The 17,058-nt window shown below is 46.7% G+C and carries 12 protein-coding genes; 11 read left to right on the forward strand and 1 reads right to left on the reverse strand.

The window, feature by feature from the left end:
- The first annotated feature begins 54 nt into the window (after positions 1–54).
- From UNH61_RS08190 to UNH61_RS08230, 9 genes are all read left to right on the forward strand, one after another.
- Entirely contained in the window at positions 55–1,038 is a 984-nt protein-coding gene (locus UNH61_RS08190) for a hypothetical protein (protein ID WP_326991592.1), read from the forward strand.
- Between the two features lie 43 nt (positions 1,039–1,081).
- Positions 1,082–1,459 (forward strand): hypothetical protein, encoded by a 378-nt coding sequence (locus UNH61_RS08195; protein WP_326991593.1) that lies wholly within the window; start codon positions 1,082–1,084, stop codon positions 1,457–1,459.
- Positions 1,460–1,484: 25 nt separating this feature from the next.
- Positions 1,485–5,861: a DUF6443 domain-containing protein gene (locus UNH61_RS08200; protein WP_326991594.1), complete on the forward strand. Its 4,377-nt coding sequence runs from the start codon at positions 1,485–1,487 to the stop codon at positions 5,859–5,861.
- Between the two features lie 12 nt (positions 5,862–5,873).
- Complete coding sequence (locus UNH61_RS08205) at positions 5,874–6,239, forward strand: hypothetical protein (RefSeq protein ID WP_326991595.1); 366 nt, start codon at positions 5,874–5,876, stop codon at positions 6,237–6,239.
- Positions 6,240–6,732: 493 nt separating this feature from the next.
- Positions 6,733–8,376, forward strand: a complete 1,644-nt coding sequence (locus UNH61_RS08210; protein ID WP_326991596.1) for a serine hydrolase domain-containing protein — start codon at positions 6,733–6,735, stop codon at positions 8,374–8,376.
- A gap of 156 nt (positions 8,377–8,532) precedes the next feature.
- Entirely contained in the window at positions 8,533–10,704 is a 2,172-nt protein-coding gene (locus UNH61_RS08215; protein WP_326991597.1) for a TonB-dependent receptor, read from the forward strand.
- A gap of 88 nt (positions 10,705–10,792) precedes the next feature.
- Positions 10,793–12,694: a histidine kinase gene (locus tag UNH61_RS08220; RefSeq protein WP_326991598.1), complete on the forward strand. Its 1,902-nt coding sequence runs from the start codon at positions 10,793–10,795 to the stop codon at positions 12,692–12,694.
- 198 nt (positions 12,695–12,892) lie between these two features.
- Entirely contained in the window at positions 12,893–13,486 is a 594-nt protein-coding gene (locus UNH61_RS08225) for a hypothetical protein (RefSeq protein ID WP_326991599.1), read from the forward strand.
- Between the two features lie 56 nt (positions 13,487–13,542).
- On the forward strand, positions 13,543–14,874 hold the full coding sequence (locus UNH61_RS08230; protein WP_326991600.1) for a DEAD/DEAH box helicase: 1,332 nt from the start codon (positions 13,543–13,545) through the stop codon (positions 14,872–14,874).
- Between the two features lie 53 nt (positions 14,875–14,927).
- Here UNH61_RS08230 and UNH61_RS08235 read toward each other — a convergent pair whose 3' ends face one another.
- Positions 14,928–15,278: an ADP-ribosylation/crystallin J1 gene (locus UNH61_RS08235; RefSeq protein ID WP_326991601.1), complete on the reverse strand. Its 351-nt coding sequence runs from the start codon at positions 15,276–15,278 to the stop codon at positions 14,928–14,930.
- Between the two features lie 10 nt (positions 15,279–15,288).
- On the opposite strand from UNH61_RS08235, the gene UNH61_RS08240 reads away from it, so the two are divergent.
- The gene (locus UNH61_RS08240; protein WP_326991602.1) at positions 15,289–16,257 is read left to right on the forward strand and encodes an AraC family transcriptional regulator; all 969 of its coding nucleotides are present in this window, start codon (positions 15,289–15,291) and stop codon (positions 16,255–16,257) included.
- A gap of 81 nt (positions 16,258–16,338) precedes the next feature.
- Positions 16,339–17,058, forward strand: a complete 720-nt coding sequence (locus UNH61_RS08245) for an SDR family oxidoreductase (RefSeq protein ID WP_326991603.1) — start codon at positions 16,339–16,341, stop codon at positions 17,056–17,058.

The raw sequence follows: 17,058 nt of genomic DNA on the forward strand, positions 1-17,058 counted from the left end.
TGATTATCAATTTTTAACCCGTCATTCTACCCCGAATGATTCAAAAGAAACTCTATGAAATTTATTGCTGCTGCAGGATGTTTATTCCTGTTTTCCCTGAATTGCATTGCGCAGGAAAGTTTACAAACGGTTACACAACGTGGTGATAGTACAACTGTTCGTACCCGTCTTCAGAAAGGTGCATTAATAACAAACAGCAACCTGATAGTGGATGGCGGAACGATGAATTACAATGATCCGCTTGTCGTAAAAGGTAACCTCGATGGAGCAGCACTCATTCGTTCAAATGGCGCCGATCGTTGGGATGTAAGCAGAGATGTGTACGAAGTGAATAATTATGCCGGCACTTCTTCTTCCTTATTGTTTAACTATGGTAATTCCGGTATTCCTTACTACAGGCGCGATGGACACGATTTTACCATTATGAAAATATGGTCCCCTAAAGCCAGCAAGAACGCCTATGAAGCCACGCTCGCCCTGGTGAATGGCGACAATGAAGAAGAGATAATGGATATCTATAACATGAGCTATCCGCAGAATCACTCCTTTGGTATCAGGTTGCAGAAAAGATATAGTGCACAGTATAAGCCTTTCTTTTTTGAATACAGTGATGGGGTGGTGACTTATCCTGTCATGAAACTGGCGCCTGATTCTTCTGCTGCATTTTATGGGAATGTAGGTATTGGAACGACGGATACAAAGGGGTATAAACTGGCTGTTGCAGGTGGTATTGTGTCGGAATCTGTTCGGGTAAAGTTGCGGAGCAACTGGCCGGATTTTGTGTTTAAGTCTGCTTACCGGCTTGCGCCACTTCAGGAGGTGGAGAGTTATATAAGAAAGTATGAGCATTTGCCGGATATGCCTGCTGCCAAAGAGGTTGAAAAAGATGGGGCGGATTTGGGGGAGATGAACAGGAAGTTGTTGCAGAAGGTGGAGGAGTTGACGTTGTATCTGATAGAGCAGAATAAGGTTATACAAGGGCAGCAGAAAGATATTAATGTGCTGGCAGCAGAGGTGAAGAAATTGAAGAGGAAATAATCCCGGATTTATATCCCATTTTTTGGAATAAGTAAAAATATCTATGAAACGGTTATTTATTATGTTGTTAACATGCCTGGTTTGTCCAATGTTATTGAAAGGGCAAGCCGGCCCCCCAAGTTTGTCAAAAGTTATTCCTCCGTCTCCGGAGATTGCATCAATTACCAGATACGGATTGTACCCGGTCACTATGTTTAATGGACTTCCTGGCATTAGTATCCCAATTTACAATGTCAACATAAGAGGTTTTTCTTTGCCTATATCTTTGGATTATCATGCTTCGGGAATTAAGGTGGATGACCTGGCAAGTTGGGTAGGGCTTGGATGGAATATTAACGCAGGAGGAGCTATTACGAGAACGGTTATGGGGGTTCCTGATGATGATCCAGCCACGCCTATGATTTGGTATCAAGCCTTTTAGTGTAGCAGCCTTAATGAATAGATGTATGAAAAACAATTTCATTTTATATAAAAAGTTTGTAGCCACCTTTCTTATTTTGAGTACAGGAATGGTGTTGACTGCCCAAACGCCGGTGTCAACAACTCGGCCAGCGGCTACTCCTGTGCAAGTACCCGGTGCATATACTACTCCTACTGTCAATTATGTCCGTACCTGGGAACCGACCGTGGCTACAACAGATACAGCCTTTGTTACTGCACCTGCGCGAACTGTTGATCAGGTCAGGCAAACAACACAGTATTTTGACGGATTGGGCAGACCGCTGCAAACGGTGGCGAAGGCAATGAGTCCCGGAGGTAAAGACCTGGTAACCCCAGTGGTATATGATGCCTTTGGAAGAGAACAAACTAAATACCTGCCCTATGCGGCTACTTCCAGTGATGGCATTTTTAAAACAGATCCTTTTAACGCACAGAACACTTTTTACCAGTCGTTAACACCGGGGGAGAGTGTATTTTATAACAGGATAGATTATGAGGCGTCTCCATTAAACAGGGTATTAAAAACCTATGGACCTGGAGCCAGCTGGGCTAAGAATGATCCTTCCGGAGTGGAAAAAGGAGGCAACCGGCCTGTGGAAACGCAGTATTTAATTAATGCCGTAACCGATTCTGTGAGAATATGGGATTTTGCAAGCGTTCAGATAATACCCACCAGTGCAGCTGGCCGTATTTACGCAGCTGGCCAGTTGTATAAAAATGTCACGATAGATGAGATCGGAAATCAGGTAGTAGAATATAAAGACAAAGAAAACCGGGTCGTCCTTAAAAAAGTGCAGTCATCGCCAGCTGCTGGTTCTGCTCACATGGGATGGCTTTGTACCTATTACGCCTATGATGATTTGGGAAATCTTCGCTTTGTAATACCTCCCAAAGCTGTAGAAGCTACTCTTGCTGCCGGCTGGGTCATCAGCCCGGCCATAGCCGCAGAATTATGCTTTATGTATCGTTATGATGGCCGCAACCGGATGATTATAAAGAAAGTACCGGGAGCCGATTCTACAGTACTTATATATGATCCGAGAGATAGGCTCGCCTTTGTTCAGGATGGCAATATGAAAGGAAAAACCTGGCTGGCTACTTTTTATGATGGGCTGAACAGGCCTGTGATGACTGCATTGTATAAGAATTCTAGTGCCACCAGGGAATCACTACAGGCAGCTATCAACAGCGCTACCGGCGGTAGTACTCAAAGTGTAAGCTATGACTTTCCTGCACAGGCAAACCTGATCCTGGATAACTATGATGGTAAGCCACTTTATGAGGCTACCAATACTGTTGATATGGTGGATAGTTTTGTCACCAGTGATGGAGCAGAGACAACATTGCAGATTAATGGCAACGCCACCAGTGGTAATAGTACAATAACTGCATCCAATACTCTTTCCGGTATCCCGAAGGATTCACTGACACCATTAACCTATACTTATTATAGCGATTATACTTTCACCGGAGCGCAGGGTTATGCCAGTGGTGATATCTCCAAACCTCAGGCTGATGGTAGTCCCAATGCAGAACCATTACCAGCCACGGCCAGTTTGATGACGAAGGGACTTGTAACCGGTGCTAAAGTGAGGGTATTAGGAACTAACCAATGGTTAACCACTACCAATTTCTATAATGATAAAGGCCGGTTAATACAAACGCTGTCGGAAAACACCTCCGGAGGGCTGGATATCGTGACCAGCCTGTACGATTTTAATGGGAAAGTATTGAGCACCTACCTCCGGCATAAGAACCTGCGTAGCCGTTCTGCTCCACAAACCACTGTGCTGACCATGATGGCTTATGATGCAGCAGGCAGGTTGAAAAGTGTGAAAAAGCGGTTGAATGATGCAGCCTCCTCACAGGATAAGGTAGTCGCAATAAGTTCTTATGATGAACTCGGCCGACTAAAAACAAAGCGTTTAGGTATAACCGGTAGCACCCAGCTGGAAACGCTGACCTATGATTATAATATCCGTGGCTGGCTGACTGGCATTAACCGACCTTTTGCCAATACCGCAGGCAGCACTTCCAACTGGTTTGGACAAACGCTGGCCTATGACTCAGGATTCACCGCCCTGCAATACAATGGTAACATAGCTGGTAGCACCTGGAAGAGCCGCAGCGATGGCATTGCCCGGGCCTATGGTTATAGCTACGACAAGGTTAACCGGCTTGTTTCAGCGCCTTTCTCCCAACAGAATAGCGGCAGTACTAGCTGGACTAGTGATCAGAAAGACTTTTCCGTTAGCAACCTAACCTTCGATGCCAATGGGAATATCCAGACGATGAACCAGATGGGCATGGCTGGAACTACCAAAATGCAGATAGATCAGTTAACCTATACCTATAAACCAGGTAGTAACAAACTGGCTGCGGTAGCTGATCCTACTAATACCGCCAGCGCTAAACTGGGAGATTTTATCAATGGTACCAATACCGGGGATGACTACGATTATGATGCGAATGGTAACCTGAAATATGATCTTAATAAGAACATTTCAGCGATTACCTATAATCATCTGAACTTACCTGATAGTATCATTATCACTGGCAAAGGACGGATTAAATACCTGTATGATGCCGCTGGAGCAAAACTTCAGAAGATAGTGACTGATAACACCAGTAGTACGCCTAAGGTAACAACCACAGACTATATAGGAGGTTTTGTTTACCAAAATGACACACTGCAATTCCTGGGTCATGAAGAAGGCAGGGTACGTGCAGTATTTCAAGCCAATCAGCCAGTACAATATGTATACGACTACTTCATCAAGGATCATCTTGGAAATGTGCGGATGGTACTGACTGAACAGACGGACTTTACCATGTATGCTGCAACTATGGAAGCACCGGCAGTAGCTAAGGAAACGGCCCTGTTCAGCAATATTGATAACACCCGTTCGGCTAAGCCAGCAGGCTATCCGGCAGATGAAAGTGCAGGCCCGAATGCCTCCGTGGCAAAGCTCTCTGCCATAGGGTCAAGCAAGAAAATAGGCCCCTCTATTGTGCTGCGGGTAATGGCAGGAGATACCATACAGCTCAGTGCAAAAGCTTTCTATAAGTCAGGAGAACCGGTACAGAAGAACTCAGCTGCTCCTACCGCGGAGAATATGCTGGCAGACCTTGTGCAGGCATTTAATGGTGGCGGAGGATCGGACAAGAGTGCGCACGGTGCAACTGGCAATGCTAATCTAACGCCATTCAACAACAATTTTTACAATAATGACTATCGACGTCTGAAGGAAAAAGAACCGGATCAGCCGAATGCCGATCGTCCTAAAGCGTATTTGAATTTTGTATTGTTCGATGATGATTTTAAATTAGTGGAAGAAAATAGTGGGGTGAAGCAGGTGAAGGCGGAGCCGGATCAGTTGCAGACGCTGGGCCAGGATAGGATGGTGGTGAAGAAGAGCGGTTTCCTGTATGCTTATACCAGTAATGAGAGCCCGCAGACGGTGTATTTTGATAATGTGATATTGGGAGTGAATTCCGGGCCGTTACTGGAGGAGACGCATTATTATCCATTTGGGTTGACGATGGCGGGGATTAGTTCGAATGCGTTGAAGGGAGCGAACTATCCAGAGAATCGTAAGAAGTATAATGGGAATGAATTACAGTCGAAGGAGTTTACTGATGGATCAGGATTAGAATGGTATGATTTCAATGCGAGAATCTATGACCAACAGACTGGGCGATTCCTGCAAATAGACCCATGGATCGAAGTTGGAAGCCAGGAAATGTTGACACCATATCAATTTTCTTATAACAATCCAGTGCGTTATAACGATCCCGATGGTAAATGCCCCCTTTGTCCGGCAATACCTTATGTTATTGAAGCTGTTGAAGCATTGTGGTTTGGGTATCGGGCTTCTGCAACTGCCACCCATGTTGCTAGGGTATTATCGGAGGGTGTTGGTAAAGAAGGAGGAGTCAAGAGTGAAAAAGAGCTGGCTAATCCTGCACCCATTGATAATACACATGTTCCTAAAAATATTCCGGCAGATGCGCTGAAGACTCCTCCAAGTATAGAAATACCACTGCCACCAGCGTCAGAATCTACAATAGAGCCTTCAAAAACGAACTCCCCGTCGGAAAACACGCCAGGAGCTAGAAGGCAAAATCGTATTCCTGACAAAGCAGAGCCTAATACTACACAAACAAATAAGCCTGGCACTACAACAAAGAAATATGGCCCAGAGGGAAATGTTCAGAAAGAGTATAATAAAGGGCATCAGGGGAATAATGTTCCTAAAAATGAGCAGTCAGACCATGTCCACGATTACAAGCCTAATCCTTATAACCCTTCAGGTAGAGGAGATAGGCAGCCTGGTCGACCACCTAAGAAAAATGAATTAAAGAAAGACTTTGGACTTTAAAACTACATTAAGATGAAGGCTATTAACAAAAATAGAGACTTAATTAAGTATTTATCAGGAGAATTCAGCCTATTAAGTTCGAAATTGTACAAGATAGATATTTATAATGATGCTAAATCAGACTTAATTATTGATTTATACTTGGAATTACTTTACGCCAAGGGCGACAACCGAATCAAGCTTGCATTTACTGGAATAGAAGAATTTTCCTTTTATCACCACCATAGTAGCTACTTTTACAATGTTGAAAGATATAAACTTCTTGAAATTAATGACAGATTTTATCTTTGCTTAGATCCATCTGAAGAGGTGGAGAATATCTCCACGGAAGATCAGAATTTTATATTAAGTAGGGACGTCTATGGATTTTTTATATGAAAGAATGTTCTATTTGAATGACTAAATGCTATGACAAAGACTATATAAAGTAGGAACGTCGGAATCAAAAACGACAGGCGATTCGCCTGCCGTTTTTGATTTATCTTGATATGTTTTTTTAGTTTTTCCGATACTATCTCATAAACTGTGTAAAGTATAATAATCGGGATATCTCACTTCGATTTTTAATTTTAAAGCATATACATTTTATGAAGATAGAAGATTTTTTTGTCAGACGATTTTCTCAAGCAGTTTAAAACGGCCGGGCGTAGATTGTACCGGGCCATAATCCATACTGCCGATTATTTCTTTCCCTCCTGGGATATGTAAACTTGTAGTGGGAGTAGTAGTGTCTATCCCTATGTTGCCGGTTGCAGACCAGATATTATTTGGGGCGAAAGTAGGCACCTTTCTTTCCCTCAAATCCCGATCTGAGTAATGTATAATTACCCCCTTTCCCGCCAGTATCGCAGCTTTGCAGAAAAAATCCTTTATGACGCGAATCTTCCTCTTCACTGCCTGGCTGTTATCATGCACTTACACCAACGCTCAAACGAAAATCACCCGGCAACTCGACACCCTCTTATCCCACGCCTTCACCCCGAACGAACCTGGCATCGTTGCCCTCGTTGCCAAAGACGGACAGGTTATATACGAGAAAGCCTTCGGCAGCGCCAACCTGGAATTAAACGTACCTCTGCAGCCAAACATGGTGTTCCGCGTCGGCTCGGTAACCAAACAGTTCACCGCCGCAGGCATCCTGAAACTCGCGGAACAGGGTAAGCTATCGCTGAGCGACAGTCTGCAGCAATACATCCGCGATTTTCCCCCGAAAGGCGCCACCATTACCATCCGCCATCTGCTCACCCACACCTCCGGCCTGAAAGAGTATACCGCCATCGAAGTACCCGATCCTTATATCGAAAGGCATGATTTCACCGCACCCGCCATCATCGATCATTTTAAACAAGCTCCCCTGGAGTTTGCTCCGGGTAGCCGTTACAGTTATTCCAACTCTAATTATGTATTGCTCGCCCGTATTATAGAGGTGATAACGGGAGATACCTACCAGCACTATATCACCGAAAATGTAATCAAACCGGCAGGACTGCTCCAAACGGGCTATGCCCCCGAGAAAACGATCGTTCCCCTGCGTGTCACCGGGTATACCCGCGACAATGGCTTTTTTCAACATTGCGACTACCAGGCGATTTCCCTCGGCTACGGCTGCGGCGACCTGCTCTCTACCGCCGGCGATCTGAACCGCTGGAACAACGCGCTCCTCGCAGGGAAAGTACTCAGCCCCGCCATGCTCAAAGAGGCGTATAGTCCTTACCGTTTGAACGATGGCTCCTTCTCTTCCTATGGCTACGGCTGGATCATCGACGAGCGCGATGGCCGGAAATGTATCCATCACGAAGGCCAGACCAGCGGATTCATCGCCTCCGAAAGATATTACCCCGATGAACACCTGTATGTAGTAGTACTGACCAATGTAAAATCCGGGGAAGACAAAACCAGTTTCAGCGACCGTCGTTTCATGCTCTTTTCAGAAGTCGCGGAAATAGCGCTGGGAGATGAAGTGGCGACACTCAGTCCACAACAGCTGAACGACTACACCGGCGTTTATCAGGCCGGCAAACAAACGGTCCGCATCAGCGTAGACAAAGACCGGCTTATTTGCAAGGCATCTATGGAAGGCACTTTTGCACTGGTGCCGGTAAGTCGCGATAAATTCAAAATAGCTGAACTGAAAATACCCTGTACCTTCCAGTTTGTACGGAACCAGTCGGGCGCTATAACGGAATTCATCTCCCTGCAACGCGCCGCCTTCGACTGGCTCAAAACAACCGCCGGCCCGGCCACATCAGTTGACGCTCTCCGGAAATTCACCGGCCGGTACCAGCTTGCGCCAGCGCCCGGTACCTGGATCAGGATCACCGAACAAAAGGGCGTCTTAATGCTGTCGGCCTCCAACGCCCTGCCTGATGCGGCACTGCTCCGGCTTGGCGATAACTCTTTCAAATATACCGCTCCGGGCTACGACGATATGCTCCTGGAATTTGTTCCATCCGCCAACGGCGCCATCGAAAAACTGATCATGTTGCAGGGACCGGTGCACTGCCGCCGCCTGTAAATCGACCGCGGAAATTGGTCTTATGGACTATTTTTAAGCGGGTTTTAAGGCCATTCTAATAATAACGCCCCTTTTTCCCGATTGCGTAAGTCAATTTCCGCTTTTGATCATTTCCAGAGCTGCCAGCTGATGAAATTTGCGCATCACTTTTAATTTATGAGCAAATTATTATCAGGGCTGCCATTTATATTGCTGCCTCTCCTTGCGGGCGCTCAGCGCCACACCGATTCAACCAGGATCTATTATCTGAAAGACATCAGGGTCAAAGGAATACGCACTGTTCGCGGTACCGGGCACCTCCCGGATGAAAATGAGGGGATTATCTATTCCGGAAAAAAGAATGAAGTGGTGGTGGTCGACAGTCTGGATGCCAACAAGGCCATCAATAATACGCGCCAGATATTAGGCCGTGTACCCGGACTGAATATCACCGAAACAGAAACCGGTGGCTTTACTGCCAATGGTATCGCTACCCGTGGCCTGAATCCCACTCAGAGCATTGAAATGAACACCCGCCAGAACGGGTACAACATTTCATCCGATATATATGGCTACAATGAAGCATATTACCTGCCGCCGATGGAAGCGGTGAGTCGTGTTGAAATGGTAAGAGGTGCCTCCTCCCTGCAATTCGGCTCCCAGTTCGGTGGACTCGTAAACTATGTACTGAACCAGGCACCTAAAAATAAACCCTTCGAATTCTACACTTCTGAAACGGCCGGCAGTTTTGGTCTCTTTAATACTTTTAATTCCTTTGCAGGTACTATAAAGAAGTGGAGCTATTATAGCTTTATACAATACCGCACCCTGCAGGGGTACCGCCCTAATAGCCAGCAGCAACAGGTTTCCGCATTTGCGCGGGTACAGTACAATGCTTCAGATAAGTTATCTGTAGGTATGGAGTATTCCCTGTTACGCAATCGTATTAAAATGCCCGGTGGCCTGAATGACAGCATGTTCAATGCTGATCCGAAATCCTCCTTCCGGGCCCGTAACTGGCTCAAAAGTCCGTGGAATGTGCTTTCTGCAGATCTCAACTATACCTTTTCACCCGCTACTACGCTGAATATAAAATCTACCTACCTGTTCAGCAGCCGTGCGCTGGTGTGGCGGAATGAAGATGGAGGACCAGGTGCGCTCGATCTCATAGATCCTGCTACAGGCCAATATATCCCCCGGGAAGTGCAAAATGAGGTCATGCATAATACCACCACGGAAGCCAGGCTGGCACATCATTACCGCCTCGGCCGTACCGATAACACGCTGGCTGGCGGTATCCGCTACAGCTATGCCTGGTTCAAACGGCAGGGTGGAGGTGAAGGCACCACCGGCAGCGACTTCGATCTGCATATCACCGGCGAATACCAATATGCGCTGGACTTTACCACTACCAATGTGGCGCCCTTTGTGGAAAATATCTTCCGGCTGGGTAAAAAACTGTCCATCACGCCGGGATTCCGTTTGGAATACCTGCAAAGCACTGCCAAAGGTTATATTACCGATAATACAAAGGTATTTACAGACGACAGAAAATCACGCACCTTCCCCTTATTCGGTATCGGCGCGGAGTATAAAACAGGCGAATACGCCAATATCTATGCAAATATCAGCCAGGCCTACCGCCCGGTCGACTATGCACAGCTTACGCCCATTGGTATTACGTCAAAGATAGATCCGCATATGAAAGATGCCTCCGGGTTCAACGCTGATCTGGGCTATCGCGGAACGGTCCGCAATTTCCTCAATTTCGATCTTGGCCTGTTTTATCTCGCCTATAATAACCGGATTGGTACCGTGCTGCTCAATGATGCCAGCGGCAATCCGTACACCTACCGGACCAATGTGGCTAACAGTGTTCACAAGGGAGTGGAAACCTATCTTGAGCTGAACATCCTGAAATGGTTAAATCCATTGTCTAAAAGAGGCATCAGCATTTTCGATTCCTTCGGCTATACTGATGCAAAATATACTTCCGGAACGTTCAAAAATAACCGCGTGGAAGCGGCTGTGAACTATATTAACCGGGTGGGGCTTACCTATAGCGATCCGCATTTGTCTGTCACTTTTCAACTGAATAATGTGGGAGATGCCTATGGAGATGCCACCAATGCCAAAATCAGCGAAAACCCCGTTGCTGGCTATATCCCGGCTTACTCCGTCATGGACCTCAGTGCTACTTATAAATTTGGGCGCTATGCCTTAAAAGCTGGTGTAAATAACCTTGCCAACAACGCCTATTTCACCCGCCGGACCGACGAATATCCGGGCCCCGGAATCATTCCTTCCGATGGCCGGAGCTTCTATGCCGGTGTATCTGCCAGGTTCTGATATATATCTTAAAGACATTTGCCCGGAAAAAAGTAAATATTTTTTACTTATTTTCCGGGCAAATGAAGATATACCCGGAGATTGTAGCATGAAAAACCTTTACAAACCAAACATTATTATCATTTCCCTGGTTGCTTTACTATGTGGCTGTATACGTGGCAAACAAACGGTAACAGCAGATGCTGCTTCGGGAGAGGAACGCGAGAAACGCTATATCAACCTGGTGCTGGTACGGGATACCTTAAAGAAAAAGGCGTACCGGGATACACTGAATGCAGTACTGGCTAATCTGGAAAACACCCCAGGTAAAGCAACCGATCCCTGGTATAACTACCTGCGCGGCATGCGGTATGAGCTGGATAAGAAGCTCGATAGTGCTTTACATTATTATTATCTCACTTTTCCATCATCCGGTCAGACTGCCCTGCAAACCCTGAAAGACGATGCCGTACTGGGAAATGGCATTGGGAACTCGGGTATTGCCAAAAGTGAGATCGTAAGCCGCATCATGGCAGCAGTTAAAAAAGCAGAACAACAAAACAGCATATTTACTTATCGCTTATACGACCTGCTGGCAAAATCTTACTATAATAATAACAACGCTGAAAAGGCTATTGAGTATACCCAGCAATATTTCAGTCATCACCCGTTCCGCACGCATCCGGTTATCCGGCAGCGGTACTACGACATTTCTTTCATGCTGGCAGCGAGGGGAAATAATACAGGGGCTATGCGGCAGCACCTCGACAGCTCCCGCCAGCTGGCGCTGAATCTGCACGATAGCGTGGCGCTGGCGCGCACCTATGATTATGAATCCCAGTATTATTCAATCAAACAGGAGTTTGTAAAAGGGCTTGAATGCAGCAGGATATATTTCAATTATTTCAAGCTCCATAACGATTTAAATAATGTGGTCTTTAATAACCTGGCCACCAGCTATGTGCGCGCAGGTAAACTGGATTCTGCCATTTATTATTACAATGAATGCATCCGTTGGGCGGAACAGCAGAAGAACAGTGTAAATCTCCTGTCGGAATACCAGGGACTGAATGAAGCTTACCGGAAAAAAGGAGATTACAAAAGCGCACTGGCCGCCCTGAATAAGGCTTTCAATATATACGCCAGCAACAAGGAAGCCATTGAAGCAGCTAAAATGGAGGAACTGCATACCCAGTACCAGACTGCCAAAAAAGACCAGGCCATTGTAGGCCTGCAGCTAAACAACGAACTGAATAAAAAAGTAATCACGCAACAGCGATGGATCTTTGTGGTGATCTGTATCCTGCTCGCCATTATTGCTATTTCCATCTACAGTGCTTACCGGCAAAAATTACTCAGAGAAAAAAATGAGAAACTGCTGATCGAGAATAAACGCCTGTTGCTCGAGCAGAAAACAAGACAGATGCAGCTAAATCCGCATTTCATCTATAATGCTATCGCTAATTTGCAGGGACTTATCCGCAGCGACAAGAAAACGGAAGCCAATGCTTATCTTCTTGCCTTCTCTAAGCTGATGCGCAATATACTGGAGCTGAACCGCCACGACCTCATTCCTTTGGATGATGAAATCAATTCACTGAAGAATTATATCAAACTGCAGCAGATGCGCTTCGAAAACATGTTCGAATACAGTGTGGATACCGGCAACCTCGACATCGAATCCCTGCTTATACCACCCATGCTGTTACAGCCCTTCGTGGAGAACTCCGTGGAGCACGGGTTTAAATCGATCGGCCATAAAGGCAACCTTACCATCCGGTTCCGGCAGGAACAAACACAGCTTATTATTACCATTGATGATAACGGCGCCGGCAAAAAAGTTGAAACATACAGTCCCCCTGAGAAGGAGTCTCTTTCGCGCATCATTATACAGGAACGGCTCGATATTCTTTTTAATAAAACAGACCGGCAGGCATATTTTGAAGCTGGCCCCAAGCCACAGGGGATGGGCTTTTTAGTGATTGTCAGTATCCCGCTGTTGATAGCGTAAACCCCTTTATTTACCTGAAGATGAAATTAATATCATGCAGCACACGATGATGTGTGTGCTGCATATGTTCCCCTAAATGCTGCGAATATCAATTGCTTCCCTACGAATATAGAATCTCATCAGATACAGTATCCTGGTTCCTTAACTTTAACGACAGAAGTTCTGTACGATTTATCTGAAAAATGAAAACTGCTACTGATGGCCAGGAATAACACGAACAACAACAAACGTGCGCTAATGGGAGTATTGCTGGTATTGCTACTGATGGGATGCTATGCCTGCTATGAATTGTTATTGGTGCCTGCCCTCCGTGGCTCCACACTGATAGATAACCCAACGGCAAAGGCAATCACCGTTGGCATCGATGATAAGGTATACAATGTGCCTGCCCGCTCCTTTGAAAAAATACACCTGTCTGAAGGCCATCATCGCATCAACTGTAAGGAACATAACATCACTGACCAGGATCTTGACCTGGATCCAACTGCATTTGGTGTCATCAACCCAACACAATCTAAATATGTTATCTACAACATTATTTATTCCGAAAAGAACCTGAAAAGCCAGTTCAAACCCTACATGGTGGAAGGCCGGGAGGTATATTCCATGCTGGGAGAGCCGGAAGTGACAACTGCTCTCTTTATCCCCGACCGTACCCTGGGCAAAGGGAATATAGATGATAAAGCGCCGTCTGTGAAGGATTACAACCGTCTGAACCAGGATTACTCGTTTCTTACTAAGATCTTCCGTCTGAACGACTTTTTCGATTTCTATGATAAGAATAACCAGTAAGCCGCATCCGGAGTATAAAATGTCATTCCCGGGTTTTTCCGTACTTTTGCGGGCAAATGCAAAAACAGAACAATTCAATAAGCCACCTGCTGGCAGGTCTGAAGATCGATGCACTGAATGAAATGCAGGAGGCATCGCTGAAAGCCAATAAGGAACATGCAGATGTGATCCTGCTGTCGGCCACCGGCTCAGGTAAAACCCTGGCATTTCTGCTGCCCGTACTGGAGAAGCTCAGCAAATCAAATAAAAGCACGCAGGCGCTGATAGTAGTGCCTTCCCGCGAGCTGGCCCTGCAGATAGAAAAGGTGTTCCGGCAAATGGGCACCGGTTATAAGATCACGGCCTGCTATGGCGGTCACCTCCGGGAAACCGAAGAAAATAACCTGATAGAAGCCCCTGCCGTGATTGTGGGCACGCCCGGCCGTCTGGGTGATCATATCCGGCGTGGAAACATTACCACCACCGCTATTGAAACGCTGGTGCTGGACGAATTTGATAAAACACTGGAACTGGGTTTTCAGGAAGAAGTGTCTTTTATAGTGGCATCTTTACCAGGTATTCGTAAACGTATCCTCACTTCTGCTACAGAAGCCGTGGAGATTCCGGAGTTCCTGCCGCTCAGCAATCCGGAAAAGCTGAATTTCCTGCCGGAAGAAGGAACACCTCCGGCCCGGCTTGCCATCAAACAGGTGCTTTCTCCTGAAGATGATAAGGTAGAAACTTTATTCCGCCTTATCTGCTTCCTCGGTAACCGCTCTACCATTGTGTTCTGCAATCACCGCGAAGCAGTGGAGCGCACCAGTAAAATGCTGTCGGAAAAGAAAATCATCAATACCTTCTATCATGGCGCTATGGAACAACAGGAGCGGGATGCTGCCCTTTGTAAATTCCGTAACGGCTCCGTGAATGTACTCATTACCACTGATCTGGCTGCACGCGGGCTCGATATCCCCAATATCCGCTACATCGTGCACTTTCATCTCCCTCATACGGAAGACAGCTGGACGCACCGCAACGGCCGTACAGCCCGTATGGAAGCCAGCGGCACTGCCATCGTGATCCTCGCACCGGATGAGAAACTCATGCCGTACCTCGACGGAGAAACGATTGAAACAATTGCATTGCCCGCCACCGCTACCTTGCCGGATAAACCTAAATGGACCACCCTGTTTATTGCTGCCGGCAAAAAAGACAAGGTGAATAAAATAGATATAGTAGGCTTCCTGTCGAAAAAAGCGCTGTTGAAAAAAGAAGATATCGGCCTGATTGAAGTGAAAGATTTCTTTTCCTTCGTGGCAGTAGTGAAAAGCAAAGTAGGCCACGCACTGGAACTGGTGAAGAATGAAAAGATCAAGAATAAGAAAGTGAAGATTGATATAGCAAGATAGGATATACGAAAATAAATTGCAGGCAGCGGTACACGTACTGCTGCCTGTTTATTTTAAGGCTCCCTGTAAAACGAATGCGTTAGCACTATTTTGCCAACAATATGATCATTAAAGGTTTCCAGCTCTTCCGCGGGGATCCATAATTCATTATGAATATCTCCGCCAACATTTTCTACGGTATATTTTTTCAGGTACTGACTGTCGACATCAAATTTAGTAACAAACCCCGCCCCATAGGCCGGAACATTCCATTCAACGGTGATCTGCACCGCATACGCTTCATTCATCACAGGATAAAAAATCGGCTGGTCAGGCAACCTCGGAGGGAAGCGCTGCCACCCCGAAGCCTCGATCAGCTTTAATTCCCCTTCGCCTACAGGGCGGTATAATGTGGTTAACTCCATTGGAAATAATTTGACTAATTTTAAAGACGAATTTAGCGAAACACCAATGAACGGCAAAAACACCACCGCAAAGATCCCCAGTTATGTGCTGCATAATTTCCGCCACCTGCATCGCCAGGAGGGAGATACCTCCGGCTTCGGATACAACAGCCTGGCGCCGGAAAAACGTATCCCGGGATTTGAGATATATTCCAGCGAAGGCCTGAAACCTGCCATGGGCCCGCTGAAATCAGACTTCTACCGCATCAGCATCACCCTCAGCGGTGGCGTAGATGTACGGCTTGGACTGGAAGAATTCAGGCACCGCGCCGGCACATTGAGTTTTACGTTTCCCGGACAGATCTTCAGTAAAAGCAATATGAGCGCCGATACCTTCGGCTATTACATCCTGTTCAATGCCGATTTCCTGCAGCAATTCCTGCCTGCAAACCAGCTGCCCGCTGAGTTCCCGTTTTTCAGCTACGAAGGCACCCCGTTCATTCAGCTGGATGAAGCCGCTATTACGGCCGTTGCGGCCGAATGCTGCAAGATCAACGACGAGCTGCAACGCTCCCTGCCAGGGCAGGAGCAGGCCGTGAAAATGCACCTCTACCTGCTGCTGCTGGAAGTAAAAAGAAGTTATCTGGCACAACAACTGCACTTAACGCAAACGGATACACGTAATACCTACCTGGTGGCCCGTTTCAAAAAGCTGGTCAGTCAGCATTTTCTTACCAGGAAAAGAGTGGCCGACTATGCCTCCCTGCTGGGCGTTACGCCCAATCACCTGAACCGCACGGTAAAAGAAACGACCGGCCACACTGCATCTGCGGCCATTGCCGATATGCTGCTGCAGGAGGCCAAAGCAGTGCTACGTTATACGGATACTTCCGTAGCGGAGATCTCCTATCAACTCAATTTCAGCGATCCTGCCGGTTTTAACCGCTTCTTCCGCGAACAAACCGGACAAACACCACTGGCCTACCGGAAGAATGCATGATCCGGTTAATACAATGCATAATACGGATAACAATCGCTTCCCGTTTCTGCTCCAATTTTACAGTCATAAAACAGCATGTTTATGTCACAGAAATTCGGAAATAAAAAAGTGATCATTGCCGGAGGCTCTTCAGGAATAGGACTGGCTACAGCAGCTATGCTGGCCGCTCAACAGGCAGAGGTAACCATCACCGGCCGTAATGCAGATAAATTGTCCCAGGCAGCCAGTGCCTATCCGGGAATTCGTACCGCCACCCTTAATAGCTGCGATCGCACTGAAACAGATGCTTTCTTCAAAACACATGGCCCTTTCGACCACCTGGTGATTGCGCTGAGCGGCGCCAAAGGCGGCGGTAAATTTGCCGATCTTTCCCTGCAGGACCTGCGCGATGGCTTCGAAGGAAAATTCTGGCCCCACCTGAACACCCTGCAGGCTGCACTGCCTTACGTCAGCAAAGGCGGCAGCATAACGCTGGTGACTGCCGTATCTGCTATTTCACAACAGCCGGGTGTATCCGGACTGGCAGCCATCAACGGGGCATTGGAACTGATGATTCCTTCCATTGCAAGAGAGATACAACCCTTACGCATAAACGCAGTTTCACCGGGTGTAGTAAATACACCGTGGTGGGACTTCCTCCCTGCTTCTGCTAAACAGGAAGCCTTCAACGGCTATGCCGCTGAAACACCGGTGGGCAGGGTAGGAGAGCCGGAAGAAGTGGCCGAGACCATTCTTTTTTTGATGGGAAATGGTAATATAACAGGAACGATTATACGCTGCGACGGTGGACTTGGGCTTTAA

Source organism: Chitinophaga sp. 180180018-3, assembly GCF_037893185.1.
Lineage (GTDB): Bacteria > Bacteroidota > Bacteroidia > Chitinophagales > Chitinophagaceae > Chitinophaga.

Coding starts and splice junctions, on each gene's coding strand:
- UNH61_RS08190 (WP_326991592.1), top strand. CDS start 55: ATGAAATTTATTGCTGCTGCAGGATGTTTATTCCTGTTTTCCCTGAAT.
- UNH61_RS08195 (WP_326991593.1), top strand. CDS start 1,082: ATGAAACGGTTATTTATTATGTTGTTAACATGCCTGGTTTGTCCAATG.
- UNH61_RS08200 (WP_326991594.1), top strand. CDS start 1,485: ATGAAAAACAATTTCATTTTATATAAAAAGTTTGTAGCCACCTTTCTT.
- UNH61_RS08205 (WP_326991595.1), top strand. CDS start 5,874: ATGAAGGCTATTAACAAAAATAGAGACTTAATTAAGTATTTATCAGGA.
- UNH61_RS08210 (WP_326991596.1), top strand. CDS start 6,733: ATGACGCGAATCTTCCTCTTCACTGCCTGGCTGTTATCATGCACTTAC.
- UNH61_RS08215 (WP_326991597.1), top strand. CDS start 8,533: ATGAGCAAATTATTATCAGGGCTGCCATTTATATTGCTGCCTCTCCTT.
- UNH61_RS08220 (WP_326991598.1), top strand. CDS start 10,793: ATGAAAAACCTTTACAAACCAAACATTATTATCATTTCCCTGGTTGCT.
- UNH61_RS08225 (WP_326991599.1), top strand. CDS start 12,893: ATGGCCAGGAATAACACGAACAACAACAAACGTGCGCTAATGGGAGTA.
- UNH61_RS08230 (WP_326991600.1), top strand. CDS start 13,543: ATGCAAAAACAGAACAATTCAATAAGCCACCTGCTGGCAGGTCTGAAG.
- UNH61_RS08235 (WP_326991601.1), bottom strand. CDS start 15,278: ATGGAGTTAACCACATTATACCGCCCTGTAGGCGAAGGGGAATTAAAG.
- UNH61_RS08245 (WP_326991603.1), top strand. CDS start 16,339: ATGTCACAGAAATTCGGAAATAAAAAAGTGATCATTGCCGGAGGCTCT.